General features: G+C 42.6%; 21 protein-coding genes and 1 pseudogene. 16 read left to right on the top strand and 6 right to left on the bottom strand.

From position 1 onward, the window contains the following. Positions 1-16 precede the first annotated feature (16 nt). From RBH91_RS10755 to RBH91_RS10785, 7 genes and pseudogenes are all read left to right on the top strand, one after another. Positions 17-775 carry a hypothetical protein gene (locus RBH91_RS10755; protein WP_307894532.1) on the top strand — a complete coding sequence of 253 codons (759 nt, stop codon included), beginning with the start codon at positions 17-19 and terminating at the stop codon, positions 773-775. A gap of 76 nt (positions 776-851) precedes the next feature. Next, positions 852-1,691, top strand: coding sequence for a thymidylate synthase (locus tag RBH91_RS10760; protein WP_307894534.1), 840 nt, complete (start codon positions 852-854; stop codon positions 1,689-1,691). Positions 1,692-1,738: 47 nt separating this feature from the next. Further along, positions 1,739-2,431: a hypothetical protein gene (locus RBH91_RS10765; RefSeq protein WP_307894713.1), complete on the top strand. Its 693-nt coding sequence runs from the start codon at positions 1,739-1,741 to the stop codon at positions 2,429-2,431. A 201-nt stretch (positions 2,432-2,632) separates the two neighbouring features. Beyond that, positions 2,633-5,077, top strand: a complete 2,445-nt coding sequence (locus tag RBH91_RS10770; RefSeq protein WP_307894535.1) for a peptidase G2 autoproteolytic cleavage domain-containing protein — start codon at positions 2,633-2,635, stop codon at positions 5,075-5,077. Positions 5,078-5,171: 94 nt separating this feature from the next. Continuing rightward, on the top strand, positions 5,172-5,987 hold the full coding sequence (gene blaOXA, locus RBH91_RS10775) for a class D beta-lactamase (RefSeq protein WP_307894536.1): 816 nt from the start codon (positions 5,172-5,174) through the stop codon (positions 5,985-5,987). A 121-nt stretch (positions 5,988-6,108) separates the two neighbouring features. Then, positions 6,109-6,537, top strand: coding sequence for a NucA/NucB deoxyribonuclease domain-containing protein (locus RBH91_RS10780; protein ID WP_307894537.1), 429 nt, complete (start codon positions 6,109-6,111; stop codon positions 6,535-6,537). A 256-nt stretch (positions 6,538-6,793) separates the two neighbouring features. Next, positions 6,794-7,822, top strand: a pseudogene (locus RBH91_RS10785) (IS1595 family transposase). A 364-nt stretch (positions 7,823-8,186) separates the two neighbouring features. Here the strand turns inward: RBH91_RS10785 and lexA are convergent. Beyond that, complete coding sequence (gene lexA / locus RBH91_RS10790) at positions 8,187-8,810, bottom strand: transcriptional repressor LexA (RefSeq protein WP_307894538.1); 624 nt, start codon at positions 8,808-8,810, stop codon at positions 8,187-8,189. Positions 8,811-8,966: 156 nt separating this feature from the next. Here lexA and yneA point away from each other — a divergent pair, with 156 nt between their 5' ends. From yneA to RBH91_RS10820, 6 genes are all read left to right on the top strand, one after another. After that, positions 8,967-9,278 (top strand): cell division suppressor protein YneA, encoded by a 312-nt coding sequence (yneA, locus tag RBH91_RS10795; RefSeq protein WP_076760697.1) that lies wholly within the window; start codon positions 8,967-8,969, stop codon positions 9,276-9,278. A 19-nt stretch (positions 9,279-9,297) separates the two neighbouring features. After that, complete coding sequence (locus tag RBH91_RS10800; protein ID WP_307894539.1) at positions 9,298-9,972, top strand: YneB family resolvase-like protein; 675 nt, start codon at positions 9,298-9,300, stop codon at positions 9,970-9,972. Positions 9,973-10,007: 35 nt separating this feature from the next. Further along, positions 10,008-10,238: a DUF896 domain-containing protein gene (locus RBH91_RS10805; protein ID WP_076760699.1), complete on the top strand. Its 231-nt coding sequence runs from the start codon at positions 10,008-10,010 to the stop codon at positions 10,236-10,238. A 172-nt stretch (positions 10,239-10,410) separates the two neighbouring features. Next, positions 10,411-12,414, top strand: a complete 2,004-nt coding sequence (gene tkt, locus RBH91_RS10810) for a transketolase (protein WP_307894540.1) — start codon at positions 10,411-10,413, stop codon at positions 12,412-12,414. Positions 12,415-12,582: 168 nt separating this feature from the next. Further along, positions 12,583-13,023, top strand: coding sequence for a sporulation inhibitor of replication protein SirA (gene sirA, locus RBH91_RS10815; protein WP_076763966.1), 441 nt, complete (start codon positions 12,583-12,585; stop codon positions 13,021-13,023). Positions 13,024-13,107: 84 nt separating this feature from the next. Next, positions 13,108-13,326 carry a YneF family protein gene (locus RBH91_RS10820; RefSeq protein WP_003182236.1) on the top strand — a complete coding sequence of 73 codons (219 nt, stop codon included), beginning with the start codon at positions 13,108-13,110 and terminating at the stop codon, positions 13,324-13,326. 82 nt (positions 13,327-13,408) lie between these two features. Here RBH91_RS10820 and RBH91_RS10825 read toward each other — a convergent pair whose 3' ends face one another. Continuing rightward, on the bottom strand, positions 13,409-13,573 hold the full coding sequence (locus RBH91_RS10825) for an aspartyl-phosphate phosphatase Spo0E family protein (RefSeq protein ID WP_275667377.1): 165 nt from the start codon (positions 13,571-13,573) through the stop codon (positions 13,409-13,411). A gap of 243 nt (positions 13,574-13,816) precedes the next feature. Here RBH91_RS10825 and RBH91_RS10830 point away from each other — a divergent pair, with 243 nt between their 5' ends. The 3 genes from RBH91_RS10830 to RBH91_RS10840 all read left to right on the top strand — a co-directional run bounded on the left by RBH91_RS10830 (position 13,817) and on the right by RBH91_RS10840 (position 15,544). Continuing rightward, the gene (locus tag RBH91_RS10830) at positions 13,817-14,524 is read left to right on the top strand and encodes a cytochrome c biogenesis protein CcdA (protein ID WP_076764228.1); all 708 of its coding nucleotides are present in this window, start codon (positions 13,817-13,819) and stop codon (positions 14,522-14,524) included. A gap of 83 nt (positions 14,525-14,607) precedes the next feature. Then, positions 14,608-14,973, top strand: coding sequence for a response regulator (locus tag RBH91_RS10835; protein WP_076764226.1), 366 nt, complete (start codon positions 14,608-14,610; stop codon positions 14,971-14,973). A 76-nt stretch (positions 14,974-15,049) separates the two neighbouring features. Next, positions 15,050-15,544, top strand: coding sequence for a CcdC family protein (locus RBH91_RS10840; protein WP_094777381.1), 495 nt, complete (start codon positions 15,050-15,052; stop codon positions 15,542-15,544). A gap of 32 nt (positions 15,545-15,576) precedes the next feature. Here the strand turns inward: RBH91_RS10840 and RBH91_RS10845 are convergent, their stop codons facing one another. The 4 genes from RBH91_RS10845 to sspO form a co-directional block, all read right to left on the bottom strand. Next, entirely contained in the window at positions 15,577-16,005 is a 429-nt protein-coding gene (locus RBH91_RS10845) for a DUF2621 family protein (RefSeq protein ID WP_307894541.1), read from the bottom strand. A 242-nt stretch (positions 16,006-16,247) separates the two neighbouring features. Then, positions 16,248-16,619, bottom strand: coding sequence for an Hsp20/alpha crystallin family protein (locus RBH91_RS10850; protein WP_307894542.1), 372 nt, complete (start codon positions 16,617-16,619; stop codon positions 16,248-16,250). 179 nt (positions 16,620-16,798) lie between these two features. Further along, positions 16,799-16,945, bottom strand: a complete 147-nt coding sequence (locus tag RBH91_RS10855; RefSeq protein WP_006637035.1) for a small acid-soluble spore protein P — start codon at positions 16,943-16,945, stop codon at positions 16,799-16,801. A gap of 34 nt (positions 16,946-16,979) precedes the next feature. After that, positions 16,980-17,126, bottom strand: coding sequence for a small acid-soluble spore protein SspO (sspO, locus tag RBH91_RS10860; RefSeq protein ID WP_020451603.1), 147 nt, complete (start codon positions 17,124-17,126; stop codon positions 16,980-16,982). Positions 17,127-17,279: the final 153 nt, after the last annotated feature.

Consider the following 17,279-nt stretch of genomic DNA (forward strand, 5'->3'; position numbering starts at 1 on the left):
CAGAAAGGGGGAATAAATGGTGTTGGCTCCAAATGACATCCTTGCTACATGGAGAAAGTTCGACCGATTTCCTATGGAAACGCTGACGAAGGCGTGGTTTTATCATCAGGCGGGTGATCGGAAACAGCGGGATTTATCTCTAATGAAAGAGCACCACCAGCAATACGGCATTTCCGGCAATTGTTTTGATCTGGCGATTTGGCTGCTTGATGAATTGAAAAATGACGGAGTAAAAGCGTATCCGATCGGCCATCATCTCAAAACAGACAGGGCGCATGCTGCGGTGATCGCATTGGATGAGAAGGGGCGGCGCTTTTTATGTGATTTAGGTGACCAATGGCTGAATCCGATCTTGATAGATTTCGAGTCTGAAGATTTTACAGATGAAAAGTTAAGCGGTTTTTTTCCCGCCGCACAAGTTCAAATCAAATCAGCAGCATACCGCATTAAAGTCATTTATCACAGGCCGAATGGAAAAAGCTCGAAACAAGTCTATGATCCGGAACCTGTAGACATGAAGCTTTTTTTAGAAGCGGCGGAATATTCGCAGAATACATTCAAACCGGAGCCTTTGTTAGAATGCAGAATCCCATATCAAGATGAAACTGCACACTGGGAATTCAGCGGCTGGAACAGTCGGCTGAGCACAAGCAGCGGTTTATTTCAGGAAGCAAAGCCGAATTCAATCGAAGGGTGGGCGGAAAAAATCCATCAAATGACCGGCTTCGACAAGAATGTTTTGATCAGCGCATTAGATGTATATCATTCCGCTTGAAGAAATATCTTCTCGTTTCTATTGAAAAAAACTCATTTTATACATATCATTTGGAAAGAGGATAGGAGAGGATAACATGAGCCACTATGATCAACAATACAACGAAATCATTCAAAAAATCATTGAATCCGGGATTTCTGATGAAGAATATCAAGTGCGGACGAGATGGGATTCAGACGGCACACCTGCTCACACATTGAGCATCATGAGTCAAAACATGCGTTTTGATAATTCCGAGGTGCCGATTTTGACCACCAAAAAAGTAGCCTGGAAGACAGCTATAAAAGAGCTGTTGTGGATTTGGCAGCTGAAGTCCAATGATGTACAAACCCTTAACGATATGGGCGTGCATATTTGGGATCAATGGAGACTGGAAGATGGCACGATCGGTTCAGCATACGGCTATCAATTAGGAAAGAAAAACAGAACGGTCAACGGCCAAAAAGTCGACCAGGTGGATTATTTGCTCCACCAATTAAAGCATAACCCGTCATCCCGCAGGCATTTGACAATGCTGTGGAATCCCGATGATTTGGATGACATGGCGCTGACGCCATGCGTATATGAGACGCAGTGGTATGTCAAAGAAGGAAAACTGTCTCTGGAAGTAAGGGCAAGAAGCAATGATATGGCATTGGGCAACCCGTTCAATGTGTTTCAATATAATGTCCTCCAGCGCATGATTGCCCAAGTTCTTGGTTATGAGCTTGGCGAATATATCTTCAATATCGGCGACTGCCATATATACACGCGCCACATCGACAATTTAAACATTCAGATGAAACGGGAGCAGTATGCGGCTCCAAAGCTTTGGATCAACCCGGATATTAAAGATTTTTACGACTTTACGATCGATGATTTTAAACTCGTTGATTATAAACACGGGGACAAGCTGGCATTTGAAGTGGCAGTGTGATGATAACAGGCGGGGGAACCGCCTGTTTTTTCATAAATGAAGGAGGAATCGAATTGGCGAAAAGGCTGGCTTGTCTTCATGCCCATCACTCGAATATTGGATATGCAGAACGTGTGTTTTCTCAATATAATATAGAGCTTGTCCACTTTGTCGATCCAGGTTTGCTGCATCAATTAACGGCAGATCAAACCTTCAATGCTGCACAAAAAGCAAGAGAGCAAATCGAATGGATGGCATCATGCCGTGCAGACGCAATTTTGATCACTTGCACAAATTATATTGCGGTTTTACAGGAGGCGGAATTTTCCATTCTCGTGCCGGTTATAAACATTGATGAACCGTTCTTTGAACAAATCTGCCAAACCGAGAAGCGGCAATTGATGCTTTTTTCTAATCCCGCAACTGTTGCAGGGACAATGGAACGTCTGAATGAATACGCGCGTCAGCGGAAAAAATCCCCGGATGTGGAGTGTATAATTCTTGAACATACTTTCGATCTCATCATGCGTGGATATAAAGAAATGTACGATGCTGAGATCGAGAAACATATAAAGCAAATCGCAAATAACGAAAACAGGCTGCTCTCCGTTGCTCAGTTATCCATGGTTGATGCCGCTAAAGCGGCGGAAAATTCATCATCTGAGATGATCATCAATCCGCTCGATCCGCTAAAACATCATGTGGCAGGTTTACTGAAATTAGAGAGACGGCAGGGGATCGCAGAAAATGAAAAGCTATAATAGCCGCTTTTAAAGGATGGGGGATCGAAAAAACTGATCATCCGTCCTTTTTTTACATGTTTTAGAGGGATTACAGGCATTCACATCCAATTTATAACATAGAAGTAAACTGGATGGTTTGCCCGCTTTATTTTCGAGATGCAGACAAGCCTTCCCGTCCACACTTCAGCGCTCACATTAAAAGAAAGAGGTGTACTTAGAATGGTTCATTCACAAAAACCTTCTGATGTGTCTCTAAATCCCGAATTGAGGTCCCGTGCCAAAGCTGATTTTTTAAAGCATCACAACCGTTTGACGGAAATTGAACATCTGAAAGCAAGGATGCAAAATCTCATTCAGCATGTCGAAACCTCTCAAAGCGTTGAGGTGACAGATGCAAGGGTGACGGCCGAAGGAGAGGCGACTGCACTGTTGAAAGAGCGGCTTGACAAGGAATATCATAAACTGCTTGGCAAAATCACCCGCGAAGTTAATGTTGAAGATTTCGGGGCTGTTCCTGATGGAAGGGATAATACGGAAGCTTTCCGCAATGCAATCGGGAATGGACGAGTTAGAGTGAACATTCCGGCGGGCGAATATCTTGTTCAAGGAATCAAGCTCCCGTCTTGGACATATCTTGTCGGACAAGGCAAAGGTGTCACAATCATTAAACTTCATGAGGACACCCCGGCACATGAATGGGTCATCACGAATGATGATTATGAAAATGGAAACCGTAATATTTTTGTCCAGGGGATGACTTTAGACTGGAATCCGGACAGACAATGCGGAGTGAGAAACCCTGGAGGACAGTTTTCCAGCTGCTTAACGTTTGCAAAAGTCGAATTTGGCTGGATTAAAGATATTGAAGCCGTCAATGCAGGTCTTCACGGAATTGATATCACATCTCCGACATATGATCATTTGCCTGATACGGACTGGACAAAGGACGGCTCCAAGTATATCTGGATCGATAACTGTGTCACATATGGCGCGGGCGATGACGGCATAACTACGCATTACAGCGAATACATCTTTATTTCAAACTGCCATTCTGGAGACCCGCGCGGCACAGAGCACGCCGAAGGCATGTCCAACTCCAACGGTATCGAGATTGATGATGGGTCAAAGCATGTCTGGCTTTTAAATAACGTGACAAGCGGAAACATTCGCGGGGTGGAGGTGAAAGCCCACGAAATGTGGCCGGCTTCCCAAAACGTCCATATTATCGGCCACATATCCTACCGGGATGTCCGCGCTTTTGACCTCCGGCATATCGGCCACCACCAGGCATCAGATCCGGAAAGCACCACAGCATACGATGTAACGCTCATTGATTGTACAGCGGTTGAGCCTGTCTTCAATTCCCTGTATGAGAATGTTACTCCGAGAGCGCTCGTTGTTTCAGCCTATAAGAATATTTATGTAAGCGGATTCACGGCGATCGGAAATCCGGATTACGACTATGGCGGCTATCCTGTTGTGGCATTGCAGTACCGAAGTCAAAACATTACGATCAATGGGATTAAGATTCGCGGATTTAAAAAGGCCGGTGTCGATATTAATTTATCGGGAGGGGCAAATAAAACCGATCATGTCAAAATATCAAACTTTGATTTTTACCATTCCGCTCCTATAGGAATATCGATCGGAGGCGGACTCTATTACGTCAATATTATGAACGGAACAATGATAACAGAAGGCGGGACGGCAGGCATCCAATCGCCGAACAGTCAGGCCGTCATCATCGGGGTTCTGGCGGAGGGGTACAGTGCTGCTGCATCCATTAAAGGTCAAACCTATCAGCAGATGCCCGTCAGTTTAAAGGGCGGCGCCCAGATTGCAACCACCTCCGGTTTTGCCTTTAATCAAACAAGCGCCGTCATTGCCGGAACCGGAGATATTACGGCAAAAGGTGAAAGAAATGCGGTCATCGGAGCTTCGGGCGGTTCAAGCACAGAGGGCTCCCGTGCATTTATCACAGCTTCAAACAATTCCCATATTACAGGCAACAGTGTTTCCAGAACGATTCTGTCCTCTGAAAGCATTACACTGGAAGAGCCGTACACAGTGGCTGGAGGTCACCAGTCAATCAAATGGCTTCTTGACTCCCGCTATGGAAATGGAGCATTTGCGGGGGCAATAACCTCTTCATTAACCGGCTATGGAGAATATTTTGAAAGTGAAAGCGGGCAGTTGATCGATACAGGCACAATCGTCGCCCTAAAAGGAGAAAAAATGGCCCCCGCACAAAGCGGAGATGATTTGCTTGGGGTTGTATCGGAAACAGCCGCTTTTGTTTCGGGGGCATCTAGCTTCACCTGGCAGAGCCGCTATTTGACAAACGAGTTTGGCGGATTGATTTATGAGGAAGTAACCGATATCGAAACAGGAGAGCTGATTCGCCTGCCGAAACAAAATCCAGACTATAACAAGGCTTTGGAAGACGGATACCTTTCACGTGATGCCAGAGATGAATGGCATGTAGTCGGGCTTTTGGGCAGGCATTATGTACGTATTGACGGCACAGTGCGTCAAGGAGATTATTTAGGAGCGCTTAACGGCATAGGGACAAAAGCAGCCGAAGGTTCTTGGAAGGTGATCAAAATAACCGCTCCTTACACTCCTGAAAAAGGATACGGAATCGCTCTCGCCTTAATCAAATAACGTGCGGCATAAAGATGGTCAGAAGAAAAAATATCCATTTTGAAGTGCTCATCCATAAAATGAAGATGTATGACAAAATCAAAGGAGTGATCGAATGAAAAAGCTGATGTACATGTTTTCCGCATTGCTTCTGACCGGAGCCATTTTTACTGTTAAAGCCGATGCCAAAAAAACCGCATCCCGTTCTTCCGATGAACAGCTCAACATGAAACAGCTAAAGGTCAAAGAATATTTTAATGGATATGACGGAACGTTTATTTTGCGAAACATCAAAAACGGTCAAACCTTTGTCTATAACAAAGAAAGGGCTTATAAAAGGCTGACGCCTGAATCCACTTTCAAAGTGGCAAATGCGCTGATCGGATTGCAGACGGGGGCAGTCAGAGACGAATATGATGTCAAGCGCTGGGACGGCATTGTAAGGGAGTTTGATTCTTGGAACCGTGATCATACCCTGGGATCGGGGATGCGCGAATCCGTCATTTGGTATTATCAGGCGATGGCCAGAGACATCGGCAGGGAGCACATGGAAGATTGGCTTCGAAAGATTTCTTACGGAAACCAGGATATAAGCGGCGGAATCGATCAGTTTTGGCTCGACAGCACGCTGAAAATTTCTCCGCTGGAACAGGCGGATTTTATGGAAAAGCTTTATGAAGAATCGCTTCCATTTAACAAGTCCGTGATGAAAACGGTAAAGCGGATGATGATTCAAGAAGAAACAGACAGCTACATACTTTACGGCAAAACAGGCACAAGGCTGTCCGATATGAAGCTGGGCTGGTTTACAGGGGTCATTAAAAACGGCGGCAGAACTTATGTATTCGCCACAAACATAAATGGCATAGGTTCAAATGCAAAAGCCATTACGCACAGCATATTAAAGAAATACCGATTAATAGACGAATAAAAATGTTGAGATGAAATGTCGATCTTTTACACAATCTAAACGTCTTTTACACAAAAAAACCGAAAAGCGTAAACAATCCTCCCTTAACCTGGTGATAAAACCAGGTTAAGGGAGTTTTTTTATGTTGAAGAGATGGACGATTCGATTACTGCTTATTGCGGCTGTGCTGCCAGGGCTTTCTGGAGGTGCTGCATCGTCAACGCAGCATGCAAAAGGAGCTGCAAGATATGATGATGTTTTGTATTTCCCGAAATCACGCTATCCTCAAACAGGGGCGCATATCAGCGATGCCATTAAAGCCGGTCATTCCGATGTCTGTACAATCGAAAGAGAAGGAGCGGATAAGCGGCGCCAGGAGTCTTTAAAAGGGATTCCGACGAAACCGGGATATGATCGTGATGAATGGCCGATGGCGATGTGTGAGGAAGGAGGAAAGGGGGCATCAGTGAGATATGTCGCTTCAACAGATAACCGGGGGGCAGGCTCCTGGGTCGGCAGCAGGCTGAGCGGATATGCCGATGGAACAAAAATTTTGTTTATTGTTCAGTGAAAGCAAAAAAAATGTATTGCTTTAATTTTTTTTCCCTTAGGAAACTTTTTTGTTGACAGTAACTGTAAAGTTAGAGATAATAAGTGTGTAAGCATATTATGAATTCCTCTTTTTCAGGTTCGCCACCCAAACAATGGGCATGGTCTCGAACCTGATTTTTTTGATCAATGCTATGTTAATCAACTATGTTGTTTTTTGATAAAAACAAACAAATATTCTATATTATGATAAAAGACATCTGTTTGGAGGGATTATAATGACGTTAAGAGAACTGATTGAAGAAATTAAAAAGTTAAATTCAGCAGAACAACACCGCTTAAAAGAATTCTTTATCAATTCTCTATCATCCTTTTCAAACAGTGGACCTGTTTTTCAAGAAGTAACAGAACGGAAAAATAAAAATGGCTATAATTGTGTACGTTGCTCTTCTAAGCAAGTTGTGCGTTTCGGTAAGTATAAAGTGAAAATGGGACTAAAAGAAGTTGAACGCCAACGATACCTTGTAAAAATTGCAAAAAGACATTTACTGATGTAATGTCTACTACGCTATACCGTACTCATAAGCCAGATAGATGGTTAGACTTCATTAAATGTATGTTAGAAGGTTATTCTCTTCGAAAATCAGCAGACCTTATTGGTAATGTTCATTATGTCACTCTATTTTATTGGAGACACAAAGTATTGTCTGCTATTAAACAAATGGACTTTGATACATTTTCAGGGATTGTAGAGATGGATAAAACATATTTCCTTTACTCTGAAAAAGGTAAAAGAAACATAGAAGGACGCAAACCTCGTAAGCGTGGAGGTTCATCTAAGTTTCGTGGTATTAGCCACGAACAAGTTTGTGTTTTAATCGCAAGAGACTGCCAAAAAGCCGCTTATTCCGGGGTGCTTGGAAAAGGCCGGATTGTCAAATCTCAATTAGATAAGGCTATTGGCTCTAAATTAACTTTTGACAACACGCTTTGCGCTGGAGGGTTTTTTCTGCCTATGCCAAAAGCAAAGGATTAGAACATTATCGGTTTAAATCGGATAGAACGGAGCGTGTCAAGGGTCTTTATCACATCCAAAATGTTAATAATTACCACAGTCGTTTAGAAGGTTGGATACAACGATTTAATGGTGTGGCAACAAAATACCTTGACCATTATTTGAGTTGGTTTCAATTCTTAGATATTGTTAGTCATCGAAATGATAATGCATCTACTACTAAATGCTTGTAGATTGTTGTTTAATTCCGATTAATAAAACTTATTATTCTTTGAGAACGTATGAATTATAAAATAACAAGCGAGAAAAGAGATGGTACCACTTTGGATAAAAAAAATATAATATTTCACCTTATAGGAGCGTTGGTTTGTTTTATGTTGTTTGTTTTAGGGATGATATTCTCAGACCAATTCCCTCTAATGATTTTAATAGGGATATTAGGGTTTTCTGGATTTTCTTACTTAATATTCAGGATATTTATGAATATAAAAACAGGAACAAATCACAATAGTTGAACATAATTAGTTAAATGTTGTAGTTATAGCAGGGTTTTTCATAAAAATCCTGCTATATATTTAAAATCAACATTATTAGTTAACATAGCTTTGATCAAAAAAAGCCGCCGGTTTCCCGGCGGTTCTGAGTAAGCCCCATGATTAATGAACGGTTCGGAAAACGCCGATCACCTTGCCGAGAATGATCACATTCTGCAGGATAATGGGCTCCATCGTCGGATTTTCCGGCTGGAGGCGGATATGGGTCTCTTCTTTGAAAAACCGCTTGACTGTCGCTTCGTCATCTTCGGTCATGGCCACGACGATATCTCCATTGATTGCGGTACTCTGCTGCTTTACAATTACATAATCTTTATCCAGTATCCCTGCATCAATCATGCTTTCCCCCATAATCTCGAGCATGAAAACATGTTCATCCGGCGGAGCCAGGCGGTCAGGGAGCGGAAAGTACTCCTCGATATTTTCGACGGCAGTAATCGGCATCCCGGCCGTTACCTTTCCAATGACGGGAACGTTGACAACCTGGTTTTTCGGAATGTGAATCTCTTCTTCGGTATCCAGGATTTCGATCGCTCTCGGCTTCGTCGGGTCTCTTCTGATCAGCCCCTTTGTCTCAAGTCTTGCCAAGTGGCCGTGTACGGTAGAACTTGATGCCAGGCCGACCGCTTCGCCGATTTCCCTGACGGAAGGCGGGTAGCCTTTGCGCTTCACTTCTTCTTTAATGAAACGCAATATATCAAGTTGTCTTTTTGATAGCTTCGTCATGATCTGCACCTCAAAACGTCGATTTTAGGTAGATTATAGCATGTTTTTCCTCGAAGTACAAACATAGGTTCGAAAAAAACAATTGACAGAAACATTTGTTCGTATGTATACTGAAAGCACAAAAAGCGAACAAATATTCTGTTTGGGGTGATAGATTTGAATAGGGAATCATTGATTTTCGTCAGTCTGTTTACTGCTGTGATCAGCTTCTGTGTTCTGTTTTTGTCTTTTGCCGGAAAGATGGAGGAAAGCAAGCAATATGTTAAAATAGAAGTTCAAGAAGGAGATACTTTATGGGAGATTGCCGACCACATCGAGGGCGGCAAGTCCGCTGACAAGCAAAAATTCATTGAGTGGGTTGCCGACAAAAACGATCTGCCGACATCTGTCATCAAACCCGGCGATGTTCTGATTCTGCCGGTAACAAAGCAGCATTCTGACCGATATCAGCTTGCAGAAGTAGAGTAAGAAGGATGAGGGGATTTCCATGAACGCGATTATATACACCAGGGTGAGCACGACGAAGGAGCAGCAGGAAACCTCCTTAAAACGGCAGGAAGAGGAGCTTGCATCACTTGCAGCCGAACACGGCATGACCGTTGTAAAAGTCATTTCCGAACAGGCGAGCGGATATGAAATGGACCGGGACGGTGTATTCGATTTGCTTGATGAAATAAAAAGATCAGAAGTGGATGCTGTATTGATCCAGGATGATACAAGGCTTGGAAGAGGAAACGCCAAAATAGCCCTCCTTCACTGCTTATATAAAGAAGGGGTTCGAATTTATACACTCGCACACAGGGGACAGCTGGAACTTTCCGAGGCCGACTCAATGGTTTTGGAAATCGTCGGCATCGTGGAAGAATACCAGCGGAAAATACATAATCTTAAGATTAAAAGAGGGATGAAGAAAGCGGTCGAAAACGGCTACCGCCCGGAAAGGAATCTAAAAAACCAACATGAAGGAAACGGGAGGGAGCGGATTGAAGCCCCGCTTTCAGAAATCATTCGGCTCAGGGAAAACAAGCTGACGTTTGCAGAGATTGCAGCCGTTTTAAGGGGCTTTGGCTACAGCATATCGAAAGCTACCGTACACCGCCGCTATCAGGAGTATAAGAGCAGCCAGCCGGATTCATTTGTTGTCAAACGAGAGCGAATTTAGTAGTATGAATGATAAACAAATCAAAGGAGCATATTATGATTTCCAAAGAAAAAATAGCCAGAATCAATGAGCTTGCGAAAAAATCAAAAACCGGCTCTTTGACGGAGGAAGAAAAAGCAGAACAGCAGAAGCTGCGCCAGGAATATTTGAATGGTGTCCGCGCATCTATGAAAAACACGCTGAAAAATGTGACAATCGTAGATCCGGAAGGCAATGATGTGACGCCGGAAAAGCTCAAAAAGGAAAAAAACCGCCGCCTTCATTAATTTTAGGGAATACGTCAATATCGTATTCCCTTTTTGTGTATAATATTGAAATAAAAGGAGCATAACGAGATCAACCACCATTTTTCAGACGCTTTCTGAGCTGAAATGGTTGTGAAAACTGATGGGTAGATTTATGATAAGAAAGTAGAGTACATACAGGAAGGGGATAAAAATGAAAACGATTGAATTAAAATCTGTCGCAACGATACGGACACTATCCATAGACGCCATTGAAAAGGCAAAATCCGGCCACCCAGGCATGCCGATGGGGGCTGCTCCGATGGCTTATTCGCTTTGGACAAAAATGATGAATGTAAACCCTGAAAACCCAAGCTGGTTTAACAGAGACCGATTTGTGTTATCTGCCGGACATGGTTCAATGCTGCTGTACAGCATGCTTCATTTAAGCGGGTATGATGTATCGATGGAAGATCTAAAGAATTTCCGCCAATGGGGCAGCAAAACACCAGGTCATCCTGAATTCGGACATACTCCTGGCGTTGATGCGACGACAGGCCCGCTCGGTCAAGGAATCGGAATGGCTGTCGGAATGGCGCTTGCAGAACGCCATCTTGCAGAAACTTACAATCGCAGCGAATATCGTGTCGTTGACCATTATACATACAGTATTTGCGGTGACGGGGATTTAATGGAAGGAATCTCATCGGAAGCGGCTTCACTTGCAGGCCACCTAAACCTCGGCCGTTTAATCGTGCTTTATGATTCCAATGATATTTCCCTTGACGGAGATTTAGACCGCTCTTTCTCTGAAAACGTGAAGCAGCGCTTTGAAGCAATGAACTGGGAAGTGCTCTATGTAGAAGACGGGAATAACATCACTGAAATTACAGCAGCGCTTGAAAAAGCGAAGCAGAATGAAAACCAGCCGACATTAATTGAAGTGAAAACAACGATCGGTTTCGGATCTCCAAACCGTGCGGGAACTTCAGGCGTTCACGGCGCTCCTCTCGGTGCAGAAGAGGCTGAGCTGACAAAAGAAGCGTATGAGTGGACATATGAAGAAGATTTCCATGTTCCTTCTGAAGTATACGATCACTTCAACGAAACGGTGAAAGAGGCTGGCAAGCGCAAGGAACAGGAATGGAATGAACTGTTCTCCGCATACAAAAAAGCTCACCCGGAGCTTGCAGAACAACTTGAATTGGGCATCAAAGGAGAGCTTCCTGCTGACTGGGAAAAGGAAATTCCTGTTTATGAGAAAGGAAGCAGCCTGGCTTCACGCGCATCTTCCGGAGAAGTGCTGAACGGAATCGCGAAACAAGTGCCGTTTTTCTTTGGCGGCTCTGCCGATCTGGCTGGTTCCAATAAGACGGCGATCAAAAACGGCGGCGATTTTTCAGCAAAAGACTATGCCGGCAGAAACATCTGGTTCGGCGTCCGCGAATTTGCCATGGGTGCAGCTTTAAACGGAATGGCTCTTCATGGCGGTCTCCGGGTGTTTGCCGGAACATTCTTCGTCTTTTCAGACTATTTGAGACCTGCGATTCGTCTTGCCGCTTTAATGGGGCTTCCGGTCACATATGTATTTACACATGACAGCATCGCAGTGGGAGAAGACGGTCCGACGCATGAACCGATTGAACAGCTTGCATCTCTCCGCGCCCTTCCAAATCTGTCTGTCATGAGACCTGCTGACGGAAACGAAACAGCTGCGGCATGGAAGCTTGCACTTCAATCAGACAACCAGCCGACTGCGCTTGTCCTTACTCGTCAAAACTTGCCGACGATCGACCAGTCTGCCGAAACGGCATATGAAGGTGTTGAAAAAGGAGCTTATGTCGTGTCTAAGAGTCAAAATGAAAAGCCAGCTGCCATTCTGCTTGCAAGCGGCTCAGAGGTCGGACTTGCGATTGACGCACAAAGCGAACTGCTGAAAGAAGGCATTGATGTATCAGTTGTCAGCGTGCCGTCTTGGGACCGCTTTGAGAAGCAGTCAGCTGAGTATAAAAACGCTGTCCTTCCTTCTGATGTGACGAAACGTCTTGCAATTGAAATGGGATCGCCGCTCGGATGGGACAGATATACAGGTACTGAAGGCGATATTCTCGCCATTGACCAATTCGGCGCATCCGCTCCTGGGGAAACGATTTTGAAGGAATACGGCTTCACTCCAGCGAATGTTGCAGACCGCGTGAAAAAGCTTTTAAATCAATAATGACATCGCATGGGAAAGAGAATGATCTCCGAATCATTCTCTTTTCTTTTGTTTCGACAAAATTAGTCGCTTCTTTTATCATCATCAGACAATTATTTCTAATCTCCTTTTGTATAATAGAAAGCATATATTCATCAGAATCGCAATACTAAGGGGGATTAGACAGTGATGGAACGCCATTATTATACGTATCTGATAGAAGAGGAATTTGCCAGTCACTATTTTGGAAGAGAATCTGTCATGTACAAGCTTTTTTATGATTACCATTGGACAAGCCCCGAAAATAAACAATCTCAATTAGCTGCCAGACAAATCGAATATATTACAAAGCCGATACCGGTTTCCCATATACATAAGAGGCTGAAAATGAACCTGAGCCGGGAAGATTATACACAGGTTGACTGTATTTACAGATTGCTCGTTCCAAAGGGGAGCGCTTCGTTCATTATGAAAGATCGCTATATTGAAATTTTAGCTAACGGCCAATTTGATGCAGAAACCGTTTTCTTTGAAGTGTTGCGGAAAGTGAGTCCGTGTTTTCTAGCAATGGACTTTAGCATGGAACGATACGGCTGGCTGAATCCTGTGAAAGAAAGAAATTTTGTATAAAAAAAAGAATTTGGACTGTAAATGTTGTATAATAGCATTTGGTTTAGTAAACTTTATACGAGACAACATGAAGGAGGAAATTACATGGATTTATGGGTTGTCATCCTAGTGGGCGTTTTAGCATTGCTCGCAGGTGTTGCACTCGGATTTTTTATTGCTCGTAAATATATGATGAACTATTTGAAAAAGAATCCGCCAATTAATGAACAAATGCTGCGCATGATGATGATGCAGATGGGTATGAAACCATCCCAAAAGAAAATCAATCAAATGATGAAAGCCATGGAAAATCAAACGAAATAATACGAATGCGATTATGACATAGAAGGAACATGGTTATAAAATAAAAAACCCATTTTTCTGGGTTTTTTATTTTGATCTATGATTATTGTGTGTTGCTGCCGAGAGATCGTTTTTGGTATTCCAAGAGAAGGATATCTAGCTGCTGGCTGTGCTGTATAGTAATATGGGAAGTCATGCCGTTTGTCATGACGATTTTCAGCAGCTCTTTTCTTTTTTCCTCAATTTCATGAAGCAGGTTTTCTTTCATCACAGGAATTGATCCTTTCTTCTGTAAAAATCATCTTTTTGTTGCCTACTAAATGCTATTATATCCATATATAGGTTTCTTTTCAATTCTGAAGGTGATAAGGGTAAATGGCCAAAATTGATTATATAGAGAAATTCGGGAAATGAACATGTTTTTTGGTGATATGTAAGGAAATTGAAATGTCATTGTCATAACCAATGATTTTATTTCATATCATTCCAAGAAATAGAAGGGAGAAAGAGAATGACAGATATTAATTATGTTCTGGCTTTCGGCGCCGGATTTTTATCTTTTATTTCGCCTTGCTGTCTTCCGCTGTATCCTGCTTTTTTATCCTATATTACAGGTGTCAGTATGAGTGAGATCAATTCGGACAGACTTCTTTTTCAAAAAAGAAGCCTGATCCATACGGTTTTTTTCCTGATCGGCTTTTCGATCATCTTTGTCGCCCTGGGCTACAGCACATCTCTTGTCGGTTCTTTTTTTAAGGATTACCATCATCTCATCAGACAGCTCGGAGCGATTTTCATTATCTTTTTCGGATTTGTCACATTGGGTGTCTTTAAACCTGAATTTTTAATGAAGGAAAGGCGGCTGCAATTAAAAAACAGACCGGGCGGTTTGCTGGGATCTGTCGGCATCGGGATGGCATTTGCAGCCGGCTGGACGCCCTGCACCGGACCGATTTTGGCGGCCGTTATTGCGCTGGCGGGAACCAATCCAATGTCGGCTGTGCCGTATATGCTGCTGTATGCGCTCGGTTTCAGCCTGCCGTTTCTGCTGCTGTCTTTCTTCATTTCAAAGATGAAATGGCTCCGGAAGCATCAGCTGCTGATGATGAAAATCGGCGGCATTGCCATGATTTTGGTCGGGATCCTCTTGTTCTTTGACTGGATGACGAAAATCATTATTGTTCTGTCAGGGCTGTTTGGCGATTTCAAAGGTTTTTAGAATCTTTTATCGGCTCTGCTTCATTTTTTGTTAAAATAGAACTTATTCACAGCTAAATTGAAATTGTGGTGTTGGAGGGGAGTATGACAAGGGTTTTAATTGTTGATGATGCAAAATTTATGAGAGATAAAATAAGAGAAATACTTGAAACGGAAAATGTTGATGTTGCAGGGGAAGCTGAAAATGGCGAAGAAGCTGTTTTCTTGTACCAAAAACTGAAACCGGACTTAGTGATCATGGATATTACAATGCCTGTGAAAAACGGGATTGAAGCGCTAAAGGAAATGATCCATATTGATCCTAAAGTAAAAGTGATCATGTGCACGGCCATGCGCCAAAAGCGGATCGTCGTTGAGGCGATCGAAGCCGGAGCCAAGGACTTTATCGTTAAGCCTTTTGAGGAAGCAAAGGTGATTGAAGCTATTCGGCTCGTACTCGGAAACGCATAAGCAGGCAAACTTTGCGATTGGTTTTTTTTCTCGTTTTGGCGTATAGTAACAAGTAGAGAATTTGAAGAATAAAGGGATGATACGTATGATGATTGTGGTTTCATCTATACTAGCCGTCGTGATGGCCGTCATTGTCATGGCTGTCAGAATCAAGTCATCTGAAAAACCGGCTACGGCCAAAAAAATAATATTGCCTCCGATCTTTATGAGCACAGGGGCTTTAATGTTTTTATTTCCAATGTTCCGTGTGACCGGAGCTGAATTTTTAGAAGCCATAACAGTAGGCATGATCTTTTCAATTTTCTTGATTAAAACATCTAAATTTGAAATTAAAGATGATAAAATTTACATTAAACGGTCAAAATCTTTTGTGTTTATTTTAATCGCTCTTCTCATCATTCGAATCGTCATGAAAAGCATATTAAGCACAACGATTGACTATGGGGCTTTAAGCGGAATGTTTTGGATTCTGGCTTTTGGGATGATTGTTCCTTGGCGAATCGCCATGTATTTATCCTTCAGAAAGCTTTCACATCAGCTTGAAGCATCAAATCACATCCAGTTGAATTAAAACAAAACCTTTCCATGATGCGGAAAGGTTTTTTATTTAAAGAGCTCCTGATATGGAGTGTGATCAATATTTTTTTGTCTTAAGCGCTTGAGCAGAAATTTGTGATCTTTTTTCGGCGTGGCCATAATATAGCCTTTGACAATAAGATCTTGATTGATTGCACGGGCTTTTTCTTGTAAAGCCAGCTCACCGATCTTTCCTGCGATTTTTGCTTTGGCTATATCGCGAAACAGCTCGGGCACGGGAGAAACAAGCTCTTCAAGCAATTCTTTTTCTTCCTCTTTCCATAAATGCCTTGTTTGTTCAATATAATAGTCCTGCCAGTCAAGTTCTGACTTTCCATCTTCCTTAGGAAGGCGCTTCAAAAATTTGCGAAACATGAAAAATCCGCCGATTGATAAGAGGACGATCATTGTGATGATCCAAGCGAGCATCAGCCATAAAAACCATCCTTCCAGCATCTCTCATCACTCCTTTGTCTACAGACTATTGTACATGAAGCCGTTTTAGAAGAACATAGAAAAAATAATATAAACAATTGCGGCAAACATCTAGTCAAAAGAGATGCTAGAACATAATCTATCGTATAGCAATTCTCTATTCGGCCATGGAGAATTGCTAGGGGATATTTGACGAACGAACGGAAAAAGACCCGGGCAGGAGCTTATGTCATAAGCTTTTGTCCGGGTTTCTCTCTTTAACATTATAAAAAAGGAATACTGAAAGAAACAGAAGCTTCATCTTTGTTCGCTTCCTTGTTTATTTTAACCGAAAGAATTTTATTTTGGCATTCGGTTTCGATTTGTTTATCATTCAGAAAAAAAGGAAGCACCATCGTTTTTTCATAAAGCTGTTCATCGGTTTTGACTTCAAGCTTAAAATCATGACCCGAAAATGTCATGTGAAGATGCTGGGCGTTCAAATGGTTTAAATCTGCTTCAATTATATAATCGGTACTCGTCTCGTACAGATCAATCGGTACTGTTTCGTCATACAGGGCAAAAGGATCATCAAAAAGCAGCTTCATCCATTCCTCGTCAAATTCCGGGGAATCGAACCGTTTGGCATTTGTCATTGAAGCATTCCTCCATACCTAGCCTTACCAATAAGCTATGCACGGTTTTGAATACGTGTGAAGGGATTTCCTTTTGGCGGCGTTCAAATGATCGGCAGGAGGTGAGGGCGAGCTGTTGAAAGAGCCCGCTAATCCGTCATAATATAACCTGCGTCAAGGCTGACGCAGGCGTATAACAGCTACATATCGTGATGTGAGTTGTGTTTTTGTCTTGTATGGTTTCGATTTTTCACTTTTTTGCTCCCGCTCAGCGGTTCAGGCTGACCCGGCTGAGCTCCCTTCGGCGCGTTTTTGCGCATATCTTTGCCATCGTTTTTGTTTGTCAATGTTTGCGCCCTCCTTAGCAGCTCATTTAAGGATTTACTGATTCGTTTTGCGTTTTTTGTTGTTTTGGCGTTCCGCTTCAGTTAGAATGTGCTGGTCATCTTCGATATAACCTGCTCCATTTCCTTGGCGTTTGGCATTGTTCATTCCGTTGATCACATGATTTGCTTTTCGTTTTGCCAATGCTATCACCTCAGACTGTAGTATATCCCTTGTCAGCGCTTCGTATAAAAAAATGTATTTCCAGTAAAATAAACTTTTTTGCATACATAAGCCATGCTTATTGAATTTAATAAAAACATTGATATTTACTTATGTTTAAAATTGTTTTAAGAT

The organism is Bacillus swezeyi (assembly GCF_030908325.1).
Classification (GTDB): domain Bacteria; phylum Bacillota; class Bacilli; order Bacillales; family Bacillaceae; genus Bacillus; species Bacillus swezeyi.